17 protein-coding genes are annotated in these 17471 nt (G+C 30.4%); 11 read left to right on the top strand and 6 right to left on the bottom strand.

Annotated elements, in window-relative coordinates; genetic code table 11:
* Nucleotides 1-233: 233 nt before the first annotated feature.
* Entirely contained in the window at nt 234-1199 is a 966-nt protein-coding gene (holA, locus tag AJ885_RS01650; protein WP_070280631.1) for a DNA polymerase III subunit delta, read from the bottom strand.
* On the bottom strand, nt 1192-3126 hold the full coding sequence (locus tag AJ885_RS01645; RefSeq protein ID WP_070280628.1) for an RNB domain-containing ribonuclease: 1935 nt from the start codon (nt 3124-3126) through the stop codon (nt 1192-1194). The genes holA and AJ885_RS01645 overlap by 8 nt, the downstream gene beginning before the upstream one ends.
* A gap of 118 nt (nt 3127-3244) precedes the next feature.
* Here AJ885_RS01645 and ilvC point away from each other — a divergent pair, with 118 nt between their 5' ends.
* The 5 genes from ilvC to AJ885_RS01620 are packed head-to-tail and all read left to right on the top strand — an operon-like array spanning nt 3245 to nt 7364.
* Complete coding sequence (gene ilvC / locus AJ885_RS01640) at nt 3245-4267, top strand: ketol-acid reductoisomerase (RefSeq protein ID WP_070280626.1); 1023 nt, start codon at nt 3245-3247, stop codon at nt 4265-4267.
* Between the two features lie 3 nt (nt 4268-4270).
* Complete coding sequence (locus AJ885_RS01635; RefSeq protein ID WP_070280623.1) at nt 4271-5353, top strand: divergent polysaccharide deacetylase family protein; 1083 nt, start codon at nt 4271-4273, stop codon at nt 5351-5353.
* Entirely contained in the window at nt 5343-6116 is a 774-nt protein-coding gene (locus AJ885_RS01630) for a DNA-processing protein DprA (RefSeq protein WP_070280620.1), read from the top strand. Before AJ885_RS01635 ends, AJ885_RS01630 begins: the two co-directional genes overlap by 11 nt.
* The gene (gene ruvX / locus AJ885_RS01625) at nt 6113-6496 is read left to right on the top strand and encodes a Holliday junction resolvase RuvX (protein WP_070280618.1); all 384 of its coding nucleotides are present in this window, start codon (nt 6113-6115) and stop codon (nt 6494-6496) included. The genes AJ885_RS01630 and ruvX overlap by 4 nt, the downstream gene beginning before the upstream one ends.
* Before the next feature lie 28 nt (nt 6497-6524).
* Entirely contained in the window at nt 6525-7364 is an 840-nt protein-coding gene (locus AJ885_RS01620) for an RsmB/NOP family class I SAM-dependent RNA methyltransferase (RefSeq protein WP_079860280.1), read from the top strand.
* A 175-nt stretch (nt 7365-7539) separates the two neighbouring features.
* On the opposite strand, the gene msrA is transcribed toward AJ885_RS01620, so the two are convergent.
* From msrA to aspS, 4 genes are read right to left on the bottom strand one after another with little or no spacing between them, the layout of a single operon-like run.
* On the bottom strand, nt 7540-8037 hold the full coding sequence (gene msrA, locus AJ885_RS01615; protein WP_002880375.1) for a peptide-methionine (S)-S-oxide reductase MsrA: 498 nt from the start codon (nt 8035-8037) through the stop codon (nt 7540-7542).
* Between the two features lie 40 nt (nt 8038-8077).
* Nucleotides 8078-8596 (bottom strand): inorganic diphosphatase, encoded by a 519-nt coding sequence (ppa, locus tag AJ885_RS01610; protein WP_002871349.1) that lies wholly within the window; start codon nt 8594-8596, stop codon nt 8078-8080.
* Between the two features lie 9 nt (nt 8597-8605).
* Nucleotides 8606-9184 (bottom strand): adenylate kinase, encoded by a 579-nt coding sequence (locus AJ885_RS01605; RefSeq protein ID WP_002855137.1) that lies wholly within the window; start codon nt 9182-9184, stop codon nt 8606-8608.
* On the bottom strand, nt 9181-10932 hold the full coding sequence (gene aspS / locus AJ885_RS01600) for an aspartate--tRNA ligase (protein WP_070209888.1): 1752 nt from the start codon (nt 10930-10932) through the stop codon (nt 9181-9183). The genes AJ885_RS01605 and aspS overlap by 4 nt, the downstream gene beginning before the upstream one ends.
* A 90-nt stretch (nt 10933-11022) precedes the next feature.
* Between aspS and AJ885_RS01595 the strand changes: the two genes are divergently transcribed.
* The 6 genes from AJ885_RS01595 (at nt 11023) to AJ885_RS01570 (ending at nt 17466) form a co-directional block, all read left to right on the top strand.
* Nucleotides 11023-11883, top strand: a complete 861-nt coding sequence (locus AJ885_RS01595) for an NAD(+) kinase (RefSeq protein WP_004305482.1) — start codon at nt 11023-11025, stop codon at nt 11881-11883.
* Nucleotides 11883-13406, top strand: coding sequence for an AAA family ATPase (locus tag AJ885_RS01590; protein WP_002861340.1), 1524 nt, complete (start codon nt 11883-11885; stop codon nt 13404-13406). The genes AJ885_RS01595 and AJ885_RS01590 overlap by 1 nt, the downstream gene beginning before the upstream one ends.
* Nucleotides 13407-13510: 104 nt before the next feature.
* Nucleotides 13511-14755, top strand: a complete 1245-nt coding sequence (gene cbrR / locus AJ885_RS01585; protein ID WP_044780550.1) for a bile resistance response regulator CbrR — start codon at nt 13511-13513, stop codon at nt 14753-14755.
* Nucleotides 14746-15561, top strand: coding sequence for a TatD family hydrolase (locus AJ885_RS01580; protein ID WP_070209873.1), 816 nt, complete (start codon nt 14746-14748; stop codon nt 15559-15561). Before cbrR ends, AJ885_RS01580 begins: the two co-directional genes overlap by 10 nt.
* Entirely contained in the window at nt 15561-16679 is a 1119-nt protein-coding gene (locus tag AJ885_RS01575; protein ID WP_070280614.1) for a lytic transglycosylase domain-containing protein, read from the top strand. The genes AJ885_RS01580 and AJ885_RS01575 overlap by 1 nt, the downstream gene beginning before the upstream one ends.
* The gene (locus AJ885_RS01570; protein ID WP_053872258.1) at nt 16639-17466 is read left to right on the top strand and encodes a septal ring lytic transglycosylase RlpA family protein; all 828 of its coding nucleotides are present in this window, start codon (nt 16639-16641) and stop codon (nt 17464-17466) included. Before AJ885_RS01575 ends, AJ885_RS01570 begins: the two co-directional genes overlap by 41 nt.
* The last annotated feature ends 5 nt before the right edge of the window (nt 17467-17471 follow it).

Here is a 17471-nt window from a genome sequence, read left to right as displayed (position 1 = left end):
TCTTATAAAAGATCATACTTAGTTTAATTAGTTTACTCTCCTACTTGTTAAAAATTTCATCCTGATAATTTTAAAATTATTAGGATGGATGTTGTTAAGGTTGTTAAACTCTTTTTAGATTGCAATCATTCTTTTAAAGTATTTTAAAAACTCAACAAAGATTATAACAATACAATCATTTTAAATCATTTTAATACGATTAAAAAGAAGTGAAGAGGATTGAAGATTAAAAATTAACTTTTTAAAATCCTTGCAAGTTTAAGCAAATTTGAAATCAAAAATTCTTTTTTTACGAGTTTAGAATTGGTTTTAAGCTCGTATTCGCTTTTAAGCAAAAGAGTGAAAATTTCTTTATATTGTTCGATTTTTAAACTAAAGGCTTGAGAGCTTAAATTTTGTCCCACTTGAGGGGGTGGAGTGTAGCCTAAAAGCTCTTTAAAATCAATTTTGCCATTGATTTTAGCATAAAGTGCGATTTTAAATAAACGATAAAAAGAATTATATAAAGAGTTGATTAAAGCAATTTCATTAAAATTATCTAAAATTTTTTCAAGTTCGCTTTTAAAGTCTTGTTTTTTTAAAATTTTCTCAAAAAAGCTTTCAAAACTTCCTGTATTTAAACTATAGCAGTATTGTTCTATGGTTTTTTCATCTACTCTTAAACCACTAAATTTATTAAGCTCACTCGCAGCAAGATACAAGTTTTCATCAAAACTTGTAAAAAGAGTAAATAAAGCATTTTGAGTGATTTCAACCCCTAGTTGTTTTGCTTTTATGCTTAAAAGCTCCACGCCTTCTTTAGCTCCGTTAGCTTTAAAAAATCTTACAAAATGAGGAGAAAAAATTTTTTCTATATCGCTTTGTTTAGAACTTTCATCATAAAGCTCTAAAAGAAAGAAATTGTCCGTATTGTTTTTACAAAGATCTACTAAAACTTTAAGATCTTTTGTTGGAATTTTTTTAGAAGTTTTAATTTCGAGTAATTTTTTTTCACTAAAAAGCGATCCTGCGCTTAAAAAATCACTCGCACGAGTGAAGTTATATTCTTCAAAAAAAAGTTTCAAAGTTTCATCGGGCTTATATTTTTCTTTTATAAATTCAGCATAAAGTTCGCTTTGAAAATTATCTGCTCCATAAAGAAAGAAAAAATTAGGTATTGAATCTTTAGAAAGTAAGATTTGAAGCTCTTTTCTATACATTTTCTTCCTTTATAAGTCTTTGGGTGATTTTAGCATAAATTTTTGCCATAACTATATCCGCTTCCATGATTTGCACTTCAACACTTTCTAGTAAATTTACACGCGTATCATAAAGGATTATATCCGCTCCTTTGATTTCATCATCTAGTTTGGCTATGCAAACTCCATCATTTTGGACAACTAAAGCTTTAAATTTTTTGCCTATATTTTTAGCTGCCCATCTAGCAAATTTTCTATCCATAAAATCAAAAGCAACCTTATCCGCCTCTCTTTCAAGTGTGCTAAGATTCTCACAAGTGCTTTCTATGTTTAAAAGTAGATAATTAAAAAGTTTTTCATCGTTTTTTTGCTTGGCTTTTAAAAGTCTGTGCAAAATAAGATCAGAATACCTTCTTATAGGGCTTGTAAAATGTGAGTATTTATCAAAACCTAAGCCAAAATGTCCCGCATTGACGCTAGAATATTCCGCTTTTTTTTGTGCTTTGATGATGAGTTTATCTACTTCTGCTCTTAAATTTAACTCATCGGCTAAAGCTTGTATGTCGCGTATGAGCTCAGGAAGATTGGGCTTAAAATTTACATCGATGCCTAGTTCGCGTAATTCATTTAAAAGCTTATCGATTTTTCTTACATCAGCACTTAAGTGATTTCTAAAAACACCTATATCTATGAGTTTCGCTGCGGCTTTATTGGCTAAAAGCATACAATCTTCGATCAAATTATGTGAAGGCGTGTCTTTTTCAAAAACTGTACTTTTTAGACTTAAATTTTCATCTAAATTCATTCTTAATTCTTCGGTGCGAAATTCAAAGGCATTTTTAAGACGCATTTTGCGTAAATTTTTTGTGATTTCAAAAAGCTCATAAAGCCATGAAAGCTCTTTTAAATCAGGTTTTTGTATCAAAATTTTATCAACTTCATCATAATTAAAACGGCGTTTTGAATTGATAATACCTTCAAAAAGTTCTTCTTTTATGACTTTATTTTCATGATCGAGTGTGATTTTAAAACAATACGCTAAGCGATCTAAATGAGGTTTTAAAGAACAGATATTTTCACTTAAAGGATGCGGTAACATAGGTATAGCAATATGTGGAAAATAAATAGAAAATCCACGATTTCTTGCTTCTTTATCTATAGCGCTATAAGCATAAACATATTCGCTAACATCAGCAATAGCTACATAAATTTCTCGTTTTTGGGTGTCAAAATAAATCGCATCATCAAAATCTTTTGCATGTATAGGATCTATGGTGCAAAAAGGCAAGGCTCTTAAATCCATGCGATTTTTATACATACTCGCATCAACACTATCACCGTTTGCTAGAGCTTCTTTGATACAAGCGTCGCTAAATTCGTTATTTTTATTAAAAAGAGCTAGGGAGATTTTTTCATCTACGCTTTCATCATGGATATGCCCTAAAACTTCTATGATATTGTTATTTTCATTTTCTATTTTTAAAATTGTCGCTAAAGGTAGTGCTTTTAAGGATTTTTGAGAAGCTTTTAAGGTGGTGCTTAATCCTGTTTTGATATTCATTCCAAGCACGGCTTCGCCATACCTTTTGGTGATCACTAAAGAGGTTTCATTGGCTCTTTTTAGAACCAAAATCACCTTTGCACTGGGGCGTTTTTTCTTTAAAGGTAGAAGTTTTACTGCGACTATATCTTTATAGTTTGCGCCTTTTAGGTTTTTGTTTTCTATCAAAAGATCTTTTTTGAAACTTTCATCAAAGCATTGTAAAAAACCTGTGCCTTTACTCGAAATATCAAGTACTCCAAAGGCAAAACCATTGTTAAGATAGTATTTGTTTTTGTGTTCTTTGATGATGTGATTGGCTAAAAGCTCTCTTAAAATTTGTTTAAATTCATTGCTTACTTCGTGAGAGCTAATGCCATAACTAAGACTGTTTAAAAATTCTTTCACTTTTAATACTTTATGATTTTTTGTAAAATTCTTACATAAAGTTTATAAAAAAAATATGAAATTTATACTTTAATTGCTATAATAATACCTTTAATTTTTGAATTTTTAAGGAGTGAATATGGCTATTACAGTATATTATGATAAAGATTGTGATTTAAATTTAATCAAATCAAAAAAAGTAGCAATTATAGGCTTTGGCTCTCAAGGACACGCTCATGCGATGAATTTAAGAGATAATGGTGTAAATGTAATTATCGGACTTCGTGAAGGTAGTGTAAGTGCTGTTAAAGCAAAAAATGCTGGTTTTGAAGTAATGAGTGTAAGCGAGGCTTCTAAGACAGCAGATGTGATTATGATTTTAGCTCCTGATGAAATTCAAGCAGATATTTTCAATATCGAAATAAAACCAAATTTAAGCGAAGGCAAGGCTATAGCTTTTGCACACGGTTTTAATATCCATTATGGTCAAATTGTTGCTCCAAAAGGTATAGATGTTATCATGATAGCACCTAAAGCACCAGGACATACAGTAAGAAATGAATTTACTTTAGGTGGCGGAACTCCTTGTTTAATAGCTATCCATCAAGATGAAAGTAAAAATGCTAAAAATTTAGCCTTAAGTTATGCAAGTGCGATTGGGGGTGGACGCACAGGTATTATAGAAACAACCTTTAAAGCTGAAACAGAAACAGATCTTTTTGGTGAACAAGCCGTGCTTTGTGGTGGACTTAGTGCTTTGATTCAAGCAGGTTTTGAGACTTTGGTTGAAGCAGGTTATGAACCTGAAATGGCTTATTTTGAGTGTTTGCATGAAATGAAACTCATTGTGGATTTGATTTATCAAGGCGGTATTGCAGATATGCGTTATTCTATCTCAAATACTGCAGAATACGGCGATTACATTACAGGGCCAAAGATTATTACTGAAGAGACTAAAAAAGCGATGAAAGGTGTTTTAAAAGATATACAAAATGGTGTTTTTGCAAAAGATTTTATCTTAGAACGCCGTGCAGGTTTTGCTAGAATGCATGCAGAACGCAAAAATATGAATGATTCTTTAATAGAAACAACAGGGCGCAATTTGCGCGCTATGATGCCTTGGATCAGTGCTAAAAAATTAGTAGATAAAGATAAGAACTAAACATTGTCAAAGAAAAAATTAGTTCAAATTCAGCGTTATTTAATCATAGCTATACTTTTTTTACTTTGTATAGCTTTAGCTTTGGGAATTGTAGTAAAATATCAAAATTCCCAAGATGTTTCTTCTGTTAAGCCGGATTATTTTATTGATAAACAAGAAGATTTAATTTCATCAAATAAAGATCATTATGAAATTGGTATTTTTCAAGAGAATGAGTTTGATAATAATAAATCTGTAAGTATTTTAGAGCAAAAAATTCAAGAAATCGATGATTTAAGCACAAGTTTAAATGAGCAAAATTTAAGCAGTGTGGAGCAGAATTTAAGTTTAGAGCAAAATCAGAGTTTAGAACAAAATTTTATTCCAAAAGATACAAATTTAACCCAAGATCAAAATTTAACTTTTGATGAAGATATTCATTTAAATAAAATTTCTAAAAAACCAAAACTTGCCATTATTATCGATGATATGGCAAATGCAAGTCAGGTTAGAGGTTTAAAAGCTTTAAATTTAAAGTTAAATCCTTCTTTTTTTCCGCCAGATAAAAACCATAGCGAAACGCCAAAACTTGCTTTAAAATTTGATTTTTATATGGTGCATTTACCTTTAGCAGCGATTAATTACAATAAACCCGAGCTTGATACTTTAAATCCAAATGATAGCAAAGAAAGAATTTTTAAAAAAATTAAGCAAATTAAAAAAGATTTTAAGGATTTAAGATATATCAATAATCACACAGGAAGTTTATTTACAAGCAATGAAGAAGCTATGATAAAGCTTTACGAGGCTTTAAAAAATCAAAATATATTTTTTGTAGATTCTAAAACTATAGGAAATTCTAAGGCAAATAAAATCGCTAAAGAACTCAGTATGCCTTATATACAAAGAGATGTGTTTTTGGATAATGAAGATGATGTTAATTATGTTAAAAAACAACTTGAAAGTGCAGTAAAACTTGCACAAAAAAAAGGTTTTGTTATAGCCATAGGACATCCTAGGAAAAATACTTTTAAAGCCTTAGAGCAAAGTAAGGATTTGTTAAAAGGCGTTGATCTTGTGTATTTGAGTGAAATTTATGGCAAGTGAAATTTTGCCTGATGAATTTTTAGAGCTTTTTCAAGATTTAAAAAAGCCTCCTAAAAAATTACACTATAAAGGAAATTTATCTTTATTAAAACAAGATAAAATCGCTATTATAGGTTCAAGGCGTATGAGTGTTTATACGAAAAATTGTGTTTTTTCCTTAGCGAGTATGCTTAAAAATGCTCATCTTTGCGTGGTAAGTGGCGGTGCTTTGGGTGTGGATATCACCGCAAGTATGGCGGCTATGCCAAATACTATAGGTATTTTTGCCAATGGTTTGGAACAAATTTACCCAAGAACTAATGAAAAAATCATTAAACAAATTTATGAAAATGCTTTAGCTTTAAGTGAATACGAAGATGATTATTTGCCAAAAAATTATGATTTTTTACTAAGAAATCGTTTGGTTATTGCTTTAAGTAAGGCTGTTGTGGTTGCACAAGCAGATATAAAAAGTGGTTCTATGCAGAGTGCAAAACTTGCTTTAGAACTCAATAAACCTTTATATGTTTTACCGCAAAGACTAGGAGAAAGCACAGCAACTAATTTGCTTTTAAAGGAAAATAAAGCAAAGTTAATCTGTGATTTTAAAGAATTTGTAAGTGAGTTTGCAAGTATAGATACAAATCAAGATGAATTTTTAGAGTTTTGTAAAAAAGGTGTGAGTGTTGATGAGGCTTTAAAAATTTATGGACAAAAAGTTTATGAATACGAACTTGAGGGAAAAATTTCCATAGAAGGGCTTTTTATAAGGGTTTTAGTATGAGAGCTTTGGCTTTAGATGTAGGTTTAAAACGCATAGGTGTAGCGCTTTGCCTAGATAAAAAGATCGCTTTGCCTTTAGATGCAGTTTTAAGAAAAAATCGCAATCAAGCCGCTAATGAAATCAAAAATTTACTTAAAATACATGAAATTTCTTTACTCATTGTAGGTATTCCTAAGGGTGGGTCAAGTGAAGAAGAAATGACAAGACGCATTAAGCATTTTGTTTCTTTGCTTGAATTTGATAAAGAAATTTGCTTTGTAGATGAAAGCGGAACAAGTAAAGAAGCTTTAGGATACGGCATAGCAAATACACACAAAAAAGATGGTAAATTAGACTCTTTGGCTGCTTTTATCATGATAAAGGATTATTTTGCTCTCTAGAATAGAAAAACTTTATACCAAAGATGAAATGCAAAATATTTTATCTTCTTTTACTCAAGAAAAAAATGTTTGCGTATTTGCAAATACTTTAAAAATTAGCACTGAAGAATTAGAAAAAGAATTTTTAAAACAAAATTTAAAATTTAAAAAGATCAATGCTTATTGTTATTTGTTTGACGCCAAAGATAAAGCCATCTTAAGTTCTATGAAAGTTTTTAATGAAGCGTACTTTTATATACAAAATTATTCTTCTTATTTGTGTGCTTTAAATTTAGAAGTTAAAGCAGGGCAAAGTGTTCTTGATATGTGTGCAGCTCCGGGTGGTAAAAGTATCAATTTTGCAAATTTTATGCAAAATACAGGTTATTTAGCTTGCAATGAGATGAGTAGGGATAGATTTTTTATTTTGCAAAAAAATCTTAAAAATTACGGCGTGAATGCTAAAGTTTTTATGAAAGATGGTAAAAATATAGGCAATTTATGTCCTTTAAAATTTGATAAAATTTTACTTGATGCACCTTGTTCAACTTTTGCTAAAATAGGTTTTGATTTGGAAAAAAGTTATAAAGAAATCAAAAATATTGCAAAAACTCAAAAAAAACTTCTACATTCTGCTTTAAAGGCATTAAAAATAGGTGGAGAGCTTGTATATAGTACTTGTACCTTTACCAAGGAAGAAAATGAAGAAGTGATAGAGAATGCTTTAAAAAGCGAGTTTAAATTAGAGCTTTTAGATATTGATTTGGAAAATGTTGAGGCTAAAGCAGGGCAAAGTGAAGAATTTGCTGAAATTTCAAAATGCAGACGGATTTTACCAAGCTTGGACTATGATGGATTTTTTATAGCTAAACTTAGGAAATTATGTTAATTAATAAAATTATTCACATTTAAATACAAATTCATAAAAAAACTTAAAAAACAATAAATAATTTTTTCTTTATTTTAAAGCTTAAAGTTCTATTTTTAAGTACTTTGAAAAGAAAATCACAGCGTGAAAAGGCTGTGAATAAAGTTGAAATTTTTTTAACCTTAAAAAGATGAAATTAGTCTGATTGTATTTTTTGCAGTTTTGGAGCTATTACAGCTTGACAATATCCTTGATCGGGATTATTTATAAAATAATGTTGATGATAGTTTTCAGCTTTGTAGTAAGTTTGCAATCTTGAAATTTTAGTAACTATTTTTTTGCTAAATATTTTTTGCTGTTCTTTGATGAAATTTTGAGCTAAAATTTTATCTTCTTCATTTTCGTAAAAGATTATTGAGCGATATTGCATACCAATATCTCCACCTTGTTTATCTATACTTGTTGGATCATGAATTTTAAAAAAGAGCGTTAAGATTTCAAGAAGAGAGATTTGTTTTTCATCGTAATTTATTTTGACAACTTCTATGTTACCATCACCATTACACACGCTTTCATAGCTAGGATTTGGATTTCCTCCGCTATATCCAACTTCAGTATCAATTACACCTTTTAGGCGTTCAAATACAGCTTCAACACACCAAAAACAACCACCACCTAAAACGATATTTTTCATTATGAGTTTTCCTTGAGTTTAGCCCTTTGAAGGGCTGGGATTATTTGTAGTTTTTGATTGCTTTTTCTAAAATTTCAATTGCAGCTTTTTCATCTTTAAAATCTTGTACTTTAACCCATTTGTTTGGCTCTAAAATTTTATAAGTTTCAAAGAAATTTTTGATTTTATTTAAAGTTGCTTGTGGTAAATCTGTGTAAGTTTTTATATTATCATATCTTGCATCTATTTTTGAATTTGGAACCGCAAGAAGTTTTTCATCCATTCCGCTTTCATCTTCCATGATTAAAACACCGATTAAGCGGCAAGGAATCACGGCTCCAGCTTGGATAGGATATTCATTAAGCACTAAAATATCCACAGGATCACCATCATCAGCCAAAGTATTGGCAATAAAACCATAGTTTGCTGGGTAAAACATCGCACTAGCCATAACGCGATCTACCATGATAGCACCACTATCTTTATCGATTTCATATTTTATGTTTGAGCCGTATGGAATTTCGATTACGGCATTGATTTTATTTGGAATATCTCCGATTTTGATTTTGCTTAAATCCATTTTTTCTCCTTATATACTTTGAATTTTTTTAATCAGTTCTTTCATGTCTGCAACGATAGGTTCGATAGTGCGTTCCCCATCGATAATAAAATGAAGTTTTTTCTTTTGATAAAAATCTAAAATTTCATTTAAAGGTTCTGTATAAACTTTCATTCTATTGTAAAATACTTCTTCATTATCATCTGCACCACGATTTCTGCCTAAAACTCTTTCTTTGGCAACTTCTTCGCTTACTCTTACTTCTATGACACCTTTAAGACAAATTTCATTTTGCTCACTTAAAACCTTGTCAAATTCCATCATTTGTTCTACGCTTCTTGGATAGCCATCGATGATGATAGTTTTAGTTGGAGCAGCTTTTAGTGCGCAAACTATAGTATTTACAACAACATCTAAAGGAACAAGATTGCCTTTGGATATAAAACTATCTATAGTTTTTCCAAGTTCACTCCCGCTTGCTACTTCAGCTCTTAAAAGATCGCCTGTTGAATAGTGTGTGATATTTGTCGCATCTGCTTGTGCGATTAAACTAGCATCGGTAGTTTTTCCACTACCTGGTGCACCTATGATTAAAAACAATTCTTTCATTTTATATTCTCCCTTAATTTGATTCCTAATTCTCTCATTGCTTCATTGTTAGCAGGTGATGGTGCATCTGTCATTAAGCATTGCGCTCTTTGGGTTTTTGGAAAGGCTATAACCTCTCTTATGCTGTTTGCTCCTGTAACTAGCATGATGAGTCTATCAAGTCCTATAGCAATACCTCCATGTGGTGGAGCACCAAAACTTAAAGCATCAAGCAAGAAACCAAATTTTTCTTTTTGTTGTTCTTCATCTATATTTAAAAGTTTAAATACTTTTTGCTGAATATCGTTTTTATGGATTCTTATACTACCTCCACCTAGCTCAACGCCGTTTAGTACTACATCATAAGCAATAGATGAAATTTCTTCTAAATCAGCTTCATTGATATTTTTTGGCATAGTAAAAGGATGGTGCATCGCAGAATAACTTCCGTCATCATTTTGCTCAAACATAGGAAAATCAACAACCCATAAGAATTCTAAGGCATTTGGATCTATAAGATTTAACTCGTTGGCTAAGAAAATTCTAAATCTTCCCATATAATCAAGCACGGTTTTTTTAGCTCCTGCACCGAAAAATACCACATCTCCTACTTCAAGCTCACAGCGTTTGCTTAGCTCATTTAAATCTTCTTCGCTAAAGAATTTGCAAAGTGGACCTTTAAGCCCATCTTCTTTAACTTGTATAAAAGCTAAGCCTTGGGCGCCAAATTTACGCACAAATTCTTCAAATCTTTGCATTTGTCTTTTTGAAAAAATAGTATCGCCTTTTGGAACACGTATGGCTTTGATGCGATTTTTCTTTGTATCTTTGGCAATATTTGCAAAAATTTCATTATTTGACTTAGCAAAAATATCAATCACATCAATAAATTTAAGATCAAATCTTAAATCTGGCTTATCAGAGCCATAATTCTCCATAGCGTCTTTGTATTGCATTTGTCTAAAAGGGGTTTGAATTTCTTTGCCGCAAGCTTTGAAAATATCTTTTAAAAAAGTTTCGGCTACATTGATCACATCTTTTTGTTCACAAAAACTCATTTCAACATCAATTTGTGTGAATTCAGGTTGGCGATCAGCTCTTAAATCTTCGTCTCTAAAACATTTTGCGATTTGAAAATAACGATCAAAACCGCTACACATTAAAAGTTGTTTGAAAAGCTGAGGGCTTTGTGGAAGAGCGTAAAATTCACCCTGATGCACACGAGAAGGTACGAGATAATCTCTTGCGCCTTCAGGAGTAGCTTTGGTAAGAATAGGGGTTTCAACTTCTAAAAATCCCATATTTGCCAAAGAATTTCTAGCTGCTATACAAGCTTTAGAACGCAGGGCAAAATTTTCATAAAGTTTAGGATTTCTTAAATCTAAAAAGCGATATTTTAAACGTAATTCTTCATTTACACTTTCATCAGCGATAGCAAAAGGAGGCACGGCACTTTCATTTTCTATGGTAAGTTTAGAAACAACTACTTCGATTTCTCCTGTTTTTAATTTAGGATTTACAAGTCCTTCACCACGTGGACGAATAGTACCTTCTGCAATAAGTACAAATTCATTTCTTGCATTGGAAGCGATTTCATGAGCTTCTTTACTATCATTTGGATCGCAAACAAGTTGGATAATACCACTTCTATCTCTTAAATCTATAAAAATAACTCCACCATGATCGCGGTAGCTATTTACCCAACCGCAAAGTTTAACGCTTTGACCAACATGGGAAATTCCCAAGTCTGTATTATAATGACTTCGCAAATTTATTCCTTGAAAAAGATTTTTTAAGATAATGAGCAAAATTATAGTATTTTTATTCTTTTGCTTTGCTAAGATTTGATATAATTTTTTATGCAAAATAAAATAGATCATAAAAATATTAAAAAAATTGGACTTGTTACACGACCCAATGTGAGTTTAGATAAGGAAATTTTAAAACTTCAATCGATTTTATCTATATATAAAGTTGAACTTGTATTGTTTAAAGAAAGTTCTGAAATTTTAGATTTGCCAAAGTATGGATTGGATGATTTGTTTAAAATATCTGATTTTGTTATTTCTTTAGGTGGAGATGGGACTTTGATTTCTTTATGCCGTAAAGCTTGTGAATACGATAAAGCAGTTTTAGGAATTCATGCTGGACATTTAGGTTTTTTAACAGATTTTAAAGTTGATGAAGCTGAAAATTTTTTTCAAGCTTTTTTTCAAGGAGAATTTAGAATAGAAAAGCCTTATTTGTTAAGTGTTTTTTTAGAAGATAAGCAAGGAAAAAATTTAGAAAAATTGGCTTTTAATGATGTGGTTATTAGTAAAAATAATCAAGCTTCTATGGCTCATATAGAAGTTTTTAGAAAAGAAAAGAAATTTAATGAATATTTTGGAGATGGGCTTATTGTTGCAACTCCTGCGGGTTCAACAGCTTATAATTTAAGTGCAAATGGGCCCATAGTTTATACTTTAGCTCAAGCTTTTATCTTAACTCCTGTTTGTTCTCATTCTTTAACACAACGCCCTATTGTCTTACCAAAAGGTTTTGAAATAGAGATTATGGCAAAGGATTGCATACTTTGCATTGATGGGCAAGAAAATTATAAAATGAATAATTTTAAAAGTATAAAAGTGGGTTTAAGTGATAAAAATGTGGCTTTAATTCACCCAAAAAATAGAGATTATTTTCAAATTTTAAAAGAAAAATTACACTGGGGAAATTGATGATAAATAGAATTTTTATGAAAGAAAATCTTGGTTTTAAAAAGGCTGAGCTTGAAATTTCTAAAGGACTTACCGTTTTTACAGGGTTAAGTGGAGCTGGAAAATCGGTCTTGTTTAAAGGAATTTTATCCGCATTTTCTTTGAGTGAAAGTGAGGCTAAAATTGTTGAAATAGAACTAGATGATAAATTAGATTTAGAAAGTTTTGGCATAGAAAGCGAAGAGGAGAATGTTTTTAAGCTTTTAAAAGAAAAAAATACAAAATATTTTATTAACAATCAAAGCATAGCGAAAAAAAGTTTGCAAAATTTAAGTAAAACTTTTATTAAGTATTTAAGCGCAAAGGAAAATAACGAATTTGGAAATGAAAAATTTTTAAATCTCTTAGATGCCTTGGAAATGCAAGAAAATACAAATTTTGTTTCCTTTTTGGAAGATTTTAAAAAAGATTTTAATGCTTATAGTCAAATTTCTAATGAGCTTAATGCAATTTTAGAAGAAGAAAAAAAAGTAGAAGAATTAAAAGAATTAGCTAGAGTACAAATTGAAAAAATTTCAAGCATTAATCCTAAAATAGGCGAGTATGAAGAGCTTTTAATACTTAAAAAGAAGCTTTCTAAAAAAGATAAATTAGAAGAAGCTTGGAGTAAGGCAGAGCGTATTTTTGAGCTTGAAAAAGTTGTTATTGAAGCTTTAAATTTAAGCGAAGTTGATGCGAGTTTTTTTAGTGAATGTTTAAATGAATTGCGTGTGATTTGTGAAAATCAAAAAATGGAAGATTTGGATTTTGATGTGGAGACACTTTTAGATCGCATTGAAAATTTATCCTATCTCATCAAGCGTTATGAAAGCATAGAAAATGCTTTAGAAGTTTTAAAACAAAAAAAACATGAACTAGAACATTATGAAAATTTAAGTTTTGAAAAAAAAGAACTTGAAAAAAAATTTCAAGAATCAAAACAAAAATTAGAAGAAAAAGCACAAATTTTAACTCAAACAAGAAAGAAAAACCTTAAAAAATTAGAAAAATGTTTAAATAATTATCTTAAAGAACTTTATATGAAAGATGCAAGTTTGACGCTTAAAGAAAGTGGAAAAATTTCAATTTTAGGCAAAGATGAGATAATGCTAGATATTAATTTAGCTCATTTAAAAAATTTAAGTTCAGGTGAATTAAATCGCTTAAGACTTGCTTTTATAGCTACAGAATGTAAAATTTTAAATGCAGGTAAAGGGATATTATTTTTAGATGAAATCGATGCAAATTTAAGTGGAAAAGAGGCTATGAGTATAGCTAAGGTTTTAGAGGAGCTTTCTAAGTTTTATCAAATTTTTGCTATTTCTCATTTACCCCAACTTTCCTCTAAGGCACATAATCATTTTTTAGTTGAAAAAAATGGCGAAGAAAGTAAGGTAAAAAAGCTTGATCAAAAAGAAAGAATTAAAGAGCTTGCTAGGATGGTAAGTGGAGAGCTTGTTAGTGATGAAGCAATCGAATTTGCTAAGACCTTGTTTAAGAATTAAGCGGATTTTTTATTTTACTATGTTAAAATATATAACTATAAAATTTCCTTTCTTTTGAAATAAATATATTAAAAATTTTTAGATATAAAGGTATTTTACGCACTATGAATAAGAAAATTTTAATTATTGATGATAATAAAATGCTCGGCAAACTTTTGGCTAAAAAAATTCAAATGACTTTAGATTATGAGGTAGATATTGCTTTTGGTTTTGCTGAAGCTAAGGAGTTAATGAACAATAATTATTTTTTAGCTTTTGTGGATTTATGTTTGCCAGATGCCCCAAATGGTGAAGTTGTGGATTATGTTATAGAAAAGAAAATTCCTGCTATTGTTCTTACGGCTAGTGGTGATAAGGCTACTAAAGAAAAATTTATGGATAAAGATATATTAGATTATATTTTTAAAGAAAGTGAAACTTGCATTGATGAGATTATTAGTTCTATTATAAAACTTAATCAATATGCAAAAACTAAAGTGATTTTAGCTATGAGCAAGCTACCTGAACGTAATGAAATTAAAAAAATACTTACTCAAAGACAATTTAATGTTTTAGCTGCAGCTCATGGTGAAGAAGCAATGAGTTATTTAAATGATAATAATGATGTTAAGCTTATTATAGCAGATGTCAATATGCCAGTAATTAGTGGTTTTGAGCTTTTAACTCAAGTAAGAGAGCGTTTTAGTGATGATGAATTAGGTGTGATTCTTTTGGGGGATCATAATGATTCATTTGAAGCGAATTCTTTTAAAAATGGAGTTAATGAGTATTTGTTCAAGCCTTTAAGTAAAGAAAGCTTTAATTGCCGCTTAGATCGTTGTTTATCTTATATGGATGATAAAAAATTTTTAAGCACTTATAATGTTTTAGATCCTGTATCTGGGGTTAAAAATTATAATGCCTTAATCGATGGAATAGATGATTATTTTAATGAAATAGCGACAAAAGACGAGGAATTTGCTTTTGCTTTCTTAGATATAGATAATCTTCAAATGATTAACGATGAATACGGCCGTGAAGTTGGCGATGAAGTAATTAAAATCTGCGCTAATGAAATAGTTAATGAAACTAAAGGAAGAGATCTTGTAGGTAGATATAGTGCAGAAAAAATTTGTATTTTACTTAAAAATATATCCCAAGAAAGAGCGATTAAAATCTTTTCTCGTATACGAGTAAATATAAAAAAGGCTGGTGTTTTGGTTAATTTAGATGAAATCTTTTTTACAGCTTCTATAGGCGTGGTTTTTGGAAAAAGTGGAGATAAGATTGATTCTTTGGTTGATAAAGCAAGTAAAATATTGTCTCAAGCAAAAGATAATGGCAAGGATAGAGTTGAAGTATGTTCTTAAATCTTGATTTTCAAGATGGTTTAAGGATTGTTGATACGCATTGCCATCTAGACAGTGAAGCATTTAAAGATGATTTAGATGAAACTTTAAATCGTGCTTTTAAAAATGGTATAGAGAAAATCATCATACCTGGTGCTGATATAAAAGATTTGCCCTATGCAGCTACAATTGCTCATAAATATAAAAATATTTTTTTTGCAGCAGGGGTGCATCCTTATGAAATTGATAATTATGATGAGAAAATTTTAAGGCAGTATTTATGCGATGAAAAGTGTGTAGCTGTAGGTGAATGTGGGCTTGATTATTTTCGTTTTAAAAGTGATCTTGCTGAAGAAATTCAAAAAGAAAAAGAAAATCAAAAAAAGATTTTTATCGCACAGCTTGAACTTGCTATTGAATTTAAAAAACCTGTTATCATCCACTCAAGAGAAGCAAATCATGATACTTATGAGGTTTTACATGGGTATTCTAAGGATCTTTTAGGAGGAGTTTTACACTGCTTTAATGCAAGCGAGCATTTGCTAACTCTTTTTGAAGAAGGATTTTATTTTGGTATTGGAGGAGTTTTAACTTTTAAAAATGCTAAGAAATTAGTTGAAATTTTACCTAAAATTCCAAAAGATAGACTGCTACTTGAAACTGATGCTCCATATCTTACTCCAGAGCCTTATCGCGGTAAAAGAAATGAACCTTTGTTAACTCAATTTGTAGCAAACAAAATGTGTGAAGTATTGAAATTATCAAGAAAAGAGCTTTTAGAAATTTGTTTTAACAATTCTGAAAAATTATTTTTTAAAGGTTATTGATGAAAAAAATTTTATTGTGTTTTTTAATATGTTTTAATTTTCTTTTTGCACAAATTAATACTCCTGAATTTTATGAAAGACAAATGAATGTTTTAAGAAATTTGGATATTAATCCAAGTTTTATTAGTGATTTGATTTTTGTGCAAACTCAACAAGATATAAAATCAAAACACGCTCAAACTTTAATAGATAGTATGCAAAATTTTTCAAAAGTTACTCCTATGATAAGAAAAATTTTAGCCCAGCAGGAAGTTCCTGATGAGATTTTGTATCTAGCTATGGTTGAATCAGGCTTGAAAACTCATAGCGTTTCTAATGCCAAGGCTGTAGGGGTTTGGCAATTTATGCAACCAACAGCTAGAAATTTGGGTTTAAGAATTGATGCTTATGTTGATGAAAGGCGTGATCCGGTCAAGTCAACTTATGCCGCTACAAATTATTTAAAAGAGTTAAAAGAAGAATTTGGCAAATGGTATTTAGCGCTTTTAGCTTATAATTGTGGAAATGGTAAACTAAGACAAGCTATCAAACAAGCAGGAAGTGATGATTTAAGTGTTTTATTGAACCCTGATAAGAAATATCTTTCTTTAGAAACTAGAAATTTTATAAGAAAAATTTTAACGCTTGCTTTTTTAGCCAATGATAGGGATTTTTTACTAGATAAAGATGCGTCTTTAATGAATTATGCTTTAAGCAACGAATTCGCAAAAGTTGATGCGCCTTCTTCTGCATCTTTAAAAGAAATAGCTAAAAATTTAAATATGGATCTTGCAACTTTTAAGAAATATAATCCACAATTTAAACATAATTTTACGCCTCCTGGTAAAGGGTATTATATGTATATACCACTTAATAAAGTAGCATTTTTTGATAAAAATTTTAAAGCAGAAAAACTTGCGAAGGTTGATACAACTATACCTATGACAAGAACTTATATTGTTAAGTCTGGTGACTCTTTATATAAAATAGCAAAAAATTATAATATAAGTGTTGATGAAATTCGAGAATTCAATAAAATAGCAAAAAATCATCTTAGCATTAATCAAAAATTAATTATACCAATCAAGGAGAATAAAAATGCGAATAAAAACAATTACACTAAAGTTGTCAGCCGTTAGTTTGGGGGCTTTATTTTTTAGTGGTTGTTTAGGCACTAGTTTTTTTTCTAGCTTGGATAATGCTCAAGTGTATTATCCTTCAAATGATTTTAAAAGTAGTCCTAGTTCTTCAGGGACTAAAGGAACGATGAAGCCTTATACTATCAACGGCAAAACTTATTATCCTACTGTTGTAGCAGTAGGCGAAACTGCTGATGGTATTGCGAGTTGGTATGGGCCAGGCTTTCACGGCAAGAAAACTTCTAATGGTGAAACCTATAATCAAAATGCTTTAACCGCAGCTCATAAAACTTTACCTATGAATACCATCTTAAAAGTAACCAATCTAAATAACAATCGTCAAGTTACCGTTCGTGTAAATGATAGAGGTCCTTTTGTGAATAATCGTATTATAGATTTATCAAAAGGAGCTGCCAGTCAAATTGATATGATTGCTTCAGGAACAGCTCCAGTAAGGCTTGAGGTTATAGGGTTTGGATCAAGTAATTCGGGTAATAATATTGTACATTCTAATGTAAACTATGGAAATAGTGGAGAGATTGCAAATAATGGACAAATTTATGAAGGTGGAAATTTCATGGTTCAAATTGGAGCCTTTAAAAACCCAGCTGGAGCACAAACGATAGCAGCAAGATATAAAACTTATAGAACTTATAGCTCTACTATACGCACAAGCTCAGTGGATGGATTAAATCGCGTTTTCTTAACAGGCTTTAGAAGTGAAGATGAAGCAAGGGATTTTGCTGCAAGTGGTGCATTTGCAGGTGCATTTGTTGTAAGAGAGTAGAAATT

The organism is Campylobacter sp. BCW_6464, from assembly GCF_001762775.1.
Classification (GTDB): Bacteria; Campylobacterota; Campylobacteria; order Campylobacterales; family Campylobacteraceae; genus Campylobacter_D; species Campylobacter_D jejuni.
This window is presented reverse-complemented; position numbering and strand designations above follow the sequence as displayed.